4 protein-coding genes are annotated in these 5,451 nt (G+C 35.9%); 1 reads left to right on the top strand and 3 read right to left on the bottom strand.

Annotated features, from left to right (window positions below; translation table 11 throughout):
- Positions 1–57 precede the first annotated feature (57 nt).
- Positions 58–507: an IS200/IS605 family transposase gene (gene tnpA / locus MT391_RS20445; protein WP_499499912.1), complete on the top strand. Its 450-nt coding sequence runs from the start codon at positions 58–60 to the stop codon at positions 505–507.
- Between the two features lies 1 nt (position 508).
- Here tnpA and MT391_RS20440 read toward each other — a convergent pair whose 3' ends face one another.
- The 3 genes from MT391_RS20440 to MT391_RS20430 form a co-directional block, all read right to left on the bottom strand.
- Positions 509–688, bottom strand: coding sequence for a hypothetical protein (locus MT391_RS20440; protein ID WP_499499911.1), 180 nt, complete (start codon positions 686–688; stop codon positions 509–511).
- A gap of 484 nt (positions 689–1,172) precedes the next feature.
- Entirely contained in the window at positions 1,173–4,736 is a 3,564-nt protein-coding gene (locus tag MT391_RS20435; RefSeq protein ID WP_499499909.1) for an EAL domain-containing protein, read from the bottom strand.
- Positions 4,737–5,132: 396 nt separating this feature from the next.
- On the bottom strand, positions 5,133–5,451 hold a 319-nt coding region (locus MT391_RS20430), incomplete at its 5' end, for an IS3 family transposase (RefSeq protein ID WP_499499907.1).

Here is a 5,451-nt window from a genome sequence, read left to right as displayed (position 1 = left end):
CAATGAATGTTAATGTATTACTATTCATTCCTAAAGTCAATCTAGCATGAGGTTAATATGTACGAGTGGAGAACAGGAAGTAATTGTCTTTATAAAAACTACGTTCATCTAGTATTTGTTACTAAATATAGGCGAGATGTATTTACAAAAAAGATGCTTGATAGCACAAAAGAAGTAATAAAAGAGACTTGTGAACAGATGCAATGTGAGTTATTAGAGTTTGGAGGGGAGGGAGATCACATTCACTTAATGGTGTCTGTTCACCCCAAGGTTGCCGTATCTAACTTGGTAGGAAAGCTTAAAGGCAAGTCTTCTTATATGGTAAGGCGCGAGCACTGGGAACAAGTAAAAAGTAAGTTATGGGGTAATCATTTTTGGAGTCCATCTTACTGCGTTGTTTCTTGTGGTGGCGCTAGTTTAGATGTTATTAAAAAGTACATTGAAAACCAACAAGAGCCACCAACTGAAAAAGCAGTTAAAACATCTAAATCATTAAAGAGAATTTAGTTTAATCGCTAACTCGCCCGTGAACGAACGAGATTGCGCTCACGGGTTGTTCAACTGATTCTAAGGTCGATATATTGGCTCTTTCCAATACATTAAAAACAAACCAACAATGAGGATCATGCTCATACCAACGTAATCGAGAACAATTTAACCGAAATTCAAATGCTTTTTCTATTGTCATAAGGCTTGGTTGACTATGTTTTACTAAGTCATGATACCATTGAGAATAGGCTCTCTGATCTCTTGTTTCATTCCTTTAAATTTGTCTAGATTCTTCCCTAACTTGGGGCGTTTATCATACCAACGACTCATAAATTAGCCTTAACATTTAGTTTTTAGCACATAATAGGTGTTAATAAATTTAGATTAAAATTACAAAAACTCTAAATAAATACGATTATCAACTAATTTTAACCTTTTGTTAACTTTTATCAAAAAAAGAGACTGCAAAAAACTATTTCCTCCTTTTAAATTCTCATTTTATTCTTTATTAAGACGCCTGATATACTTAATAAAGCACTATGAATATCCCCCCTAGTTGAAAACTTAGTACTTAAAGATAAAGATAAAGATAAAGATAAAAATCATATAATACAAAAAATATCATCGTTCACGGCCCCACAAAGCCTCTATCAACGAGATGCGTTTAGCGTTTAATAAACGGACTATTTTTTGAGTAAGGAATGAAAGCTTTCTCTATTCATTGGTTTACCAAGCAAATACCCCTGCCCGAAATCACAGTGGTGCTTATGTAGATAAGTTAATTGCTCTTGTGTTTCAATTCCTTCCGCAACAACTTTAATGCCAAGTCGATTTGCCATCGTCAAAATAGTCTCTATTAATATCTCAGAGGCACTATCGATACCAATATTTTTAATAAAGCTTCTATCTATCTTAATTTGATCAATTGGAAAGTTAATCAAATAATTTAAGGATGAGTAACCCGTACCGAAATCATCAATAGCGACTTTAATCCCCATATTTTTACATTGATTGAGAATAGTAAGTACTTTCTTGGAATCTTCTGTTAAAAGACGCTCGGTGATCTCAATAGTAAGGCTCACTGATTTGCTGATCTTTTTGATAGCCGTAAGCCAATGCTGTAGTGCATTATCCTTAGTATGGAATAACCTTGGCGATACATTAATGGATAATTCAATCTCGACGTCCATTTCCATTAAGTATTTGCTAGATTCCTCTAACATAAATAAATCAATTTGGTTAATTAACCCTGTTTCTTCCGCTAAATTGATAAACTCAATAGGCGCTATAAAATCACCATTTTTCTGTTGCCATCTAGCCAGTGTTTCGCATTTTCTAATTTGCTTGGTGTTGAGCTCTATAATGGGTTGAAAATAAGGTTGTATCTCCTTTGTTTTAAGTGCCGTGATCAACTCGTTGCGAAGCTGATGACGGTACTCTGATTTTTGTTGCATCTCTTGGGTATAGAATTGGTATCCATTTCTGCCGTTTGCTTTTACCTCATACATCGCCTGATCTGCTTTTTTTAATAATTCATCTGCATTGTTTGCATCGTCAGGGTATATTGCAATGCCGATACTGGCACTCAAATGAACTTCTGCATTGCTCAGTTGATAAGGCTCCTGCATCTTTTGGGAAATTTTATCCGCTATCGTAAGCGCATGTTTATAATGTTCAACATCATTGAGAATAAGCGCAAACTCATCGCCGCTTATGCGTGAAACCGTATCAGATGACCTAATGAGTTTTTTTAATCGATCAGCAGATTCAATCAAAACCAAATCACCAGCATGATGCCCGAGATTATCATTGATGGGCTTAAAACGATCTAAGTCGATAAATAAAATCGCGATACTTTTTTTACTACGAGAAGCACTTTCTATTGCAAGATCCAACCGGTCCTGAAAAGTGCGGCGATTAGGCAGGTTAGTCAAGCTATCGTGAGAAGCTTGATATTCAATAAATTTTATATTTAATATTTTTTCAGTTATATCCTGAATAGTCCCTATAATAGAAGATGAGTTGTCGGTTGCTTTGCCATCAGACACTATTTTAAGCCACATTGGTTTATTATTTTTTGTAGCAAATGCTATTTTAATAGAAAAGGCTTTAGGCGCTTTTAGTCCATTTTTTATTTTTGTTTTCCATAATTGATAATCTTCAGCTGAAATATATTTTTTTAAATCGCTTAACTTAGCAGGTAAAAATGCTTGGGGCTCACCTATCACTAAAGAGGACTGCTCAGACCATTTTATAAAATTCAGTTCATTATCAAGTTCCCAGCCGCCAATTTTCGCAACTCGTCCGACTGACTCTAATAACCTTTTATCCTCATTTAACTTTAGCTCTAGCATTGTTTGTTTCGATGTTTGTTTAAACCTAAACCAGATAAACAAACTGAATATAAATGCACTGACAATAAAATAAGATCGCAATAAATAGATATTAGTAGGTAATTCATTGTCGACGAATAAAGGAGTCGCAGCTATATGCCAAGAATGCCCGCCTACTGCAATCCTTGATGATGCTAATTTATTCTGTGCATCAAAAACAGCAGATTCTCCGAAGAAAACAGGTCCCGCTTCACCTTGTAAATCGTAACTTCTAATAGCAATGTTAAAATGATGACGAGAGCTTTCCTTTTCTATAAATTTAAGTAATAGATCAGCATCAATCGGCGCTGAAATAATCCCCCATAATGTCCCGTCAGGTAAGAAAACAGGCGCTAGACCAATGAAGGCTTTACCTCCCTGTACCAAGTTAACTGGACCAATCATCTGAACTTGCCCGGTATTCACTAATTGTTCAACCATTTCTATTTGATTAGGGGTATTTCTATAATTTAACCCCATTGCCTTTTCATTTCCTTTAAGCGGAAAAACATAATTAATGACCAAATCTTTTGCTGCTACAAAGCTTATGAGCATCGGATCTTTTTGAAAGAGAGGTTGTGCATAACGAGCAAAGTCCTCATTAGTGAGTTCAGGGGTGGCTGATATGTAAGAGGCAAAGCCAGTCAACAAAGAAAGGTTATTCTCTAACTCCCCTTTTAGCTTTGCACTGATAGTATTAACCACCTGGGTCGCATTTTCTTTGACAGCGCGCTTTTCCTCTTTGATAAATATGTCTTCAAATTGCATTTCAAAAAGGACGATCACTAATATGACCGCTAACAGGGTTAATACTTTAAGCTCGCGAGTCCAAAGAAAAAAGATAACAAAAAGCAGCATGATGATACCGAGTAAATAAAAAATAAAGCTATCTGAAAATGGGGTTATCTCTTCTTTTTGAACACTAAAATGACTATCATTTAAATCTGAACGGATCAGACCTAAGGAACGAATTCGTTCATTCATATTGAACCAACGTTCTTTATTAATATCTCCTAATGGTTTTTCAGCATAATTCAGTAGTTGATCGATATGTTCAGCGAAGAAGAGATTATATTGATAAATATCATCGTATTTGACTAAATAACGGGGAAACTCATTGGCTATCCGTTTTGCTATTTCTTCTTTATGCTCAATGGCATAACGCCACCCTTTCATACTCGCTTTGGTAAACTGATTAACAATATCAGGATGACTGTTTGCATATTCAAATGAGGTATACAACGAGTCACCATAGAAGTCTAACCCTAAATCCGCCGGTTTAACTTTATTGAGCTTGATCGCTTTCTCTTTTGCTGAGAACTCAGCGGAAATCGCATAGGTAACAATCGCATCGGCTTCATTGTTTAATAGCGTATCGATGGTAACGGGTTGATCTACAAATTTTATTTTTTTGAAATCATAGCCATGTGAGCGAAACATCGCAGCTATTTCAGCTTTAGCAAAATCAGATTCAGTAACGGCAATACGTAATTGAGAGAGTTCCCTGAGACTACTAATATCGGTATTTTGTAGCGAAAAGATGGCCGTCGGGCTATGTTGAAACAGTGAAGCGAGAATGACTGGATTAAGGTCATTATCTTTAACCAGTAGAATGTCTAAACCACCGATTGCAAATTGCGCCTGGCCTTGTTTAATCTCATCACTTGGCGTGATAATACTTTTATCTGCTTTGACAGAAGGTCGTATCTCGACATCAAGCCCAGCTTCTTCATAAAAACCTTGCCATTTAGCCGCATAATATCCTGCAAACTGAAATTGATGTTCCCATTTTAACTGCAAAACCACTTTTTCTTCCGCGATAAGAAGAGAGGAAAAAACCAGTAATAACCAACAAGTAAATAGTTTTCGAAGCATTTATAAATATCTCTTCTATGAAAGAATTTCTCGTACTGAAATTATCTAATACGTTTATTTTAGATAGGTATTTTAAACATCAATAGGTACATTACAATCATTTAGAAGACAATAATAATGATATTGATAGATAACTCGCTCAGTACTTAATGAACAACTGTTGATAGTGAAAGGTGGTACTTAGAATATCTGAAGTTCGAATATTTTTTCTACTCTGCCTTGGCGCTTGTTTCCACACTATAAAACCCAACAATTTTAGTGGTTCTCTGGCATGACTAAAATTGTAGTCTACACTAAAGGACATTTTTAGGATAAGGACTATGCATGCTCATAAAACACAAGTTAATACTCAACACTGACCTGGTCAACTGAATTCAGTCACCCTAGTTAAGTTCTTTAAGCTACTTCTTTTAATGGTTTATCCATACGCTCGAATTCATTGGGACTTTGATAATCAAGGTATGAATGCATCCGTTGGCTGTTGTACCACATCGTGATGTAATTCAAGACATCTTGCTGAGCTGCATAACGCGTTCGGTAATTGCGCCAGTGGACTCTTTCCTGTTTTAAGCTACCGAAAAAGCTTTCTGCTACTGCATTATCCCAGCAACATCCTTTTTTACTCATGCTACCGATAAACTTATGCAACCTCAGTATCCGCCTATATTGATGGCTCACATATTGAACACCTTGATCTGAGTGTATTATCAATCCA

The sequence above is a fragment of the Vibrio sp. 1-Bac 57 genome (genome assembly GCF_037546855.1).
GTDB lineage: Bacteria > Pseudomonadota > Gammaproteobacteria > Enterobacterales > Psychromonadaceae > Psychromonas.
This window is presented reverse-complemented; position numbering and strand designations above follow the sequence as displayed.

What these genes read in the sequence shown, in the direction of transcription:
- MT391_RS20440 (WP_499499911.1), bottom strand. Translation starts at nt 688, where the DNA reads ATGACAATAGAAAAAGCATTTGAATTTCGGTTAAATTGTTCTCGATTA.
- MT391_RS20435 (WP_499499909.1), bottom strand. Translation starts at nt 4,736, where the DNA reads ATGCTTCGAAAACTATTTACTTGTTGGTTATTACTGGTTTTTTCCTCT.
- tnpA (WP_499499912.1), top strand. Translation starts at nt 58, where the DNA reads ATGTACGAGTGGAGAACAGGAAGTAATTGTCTTTATAAAAACTACGTT.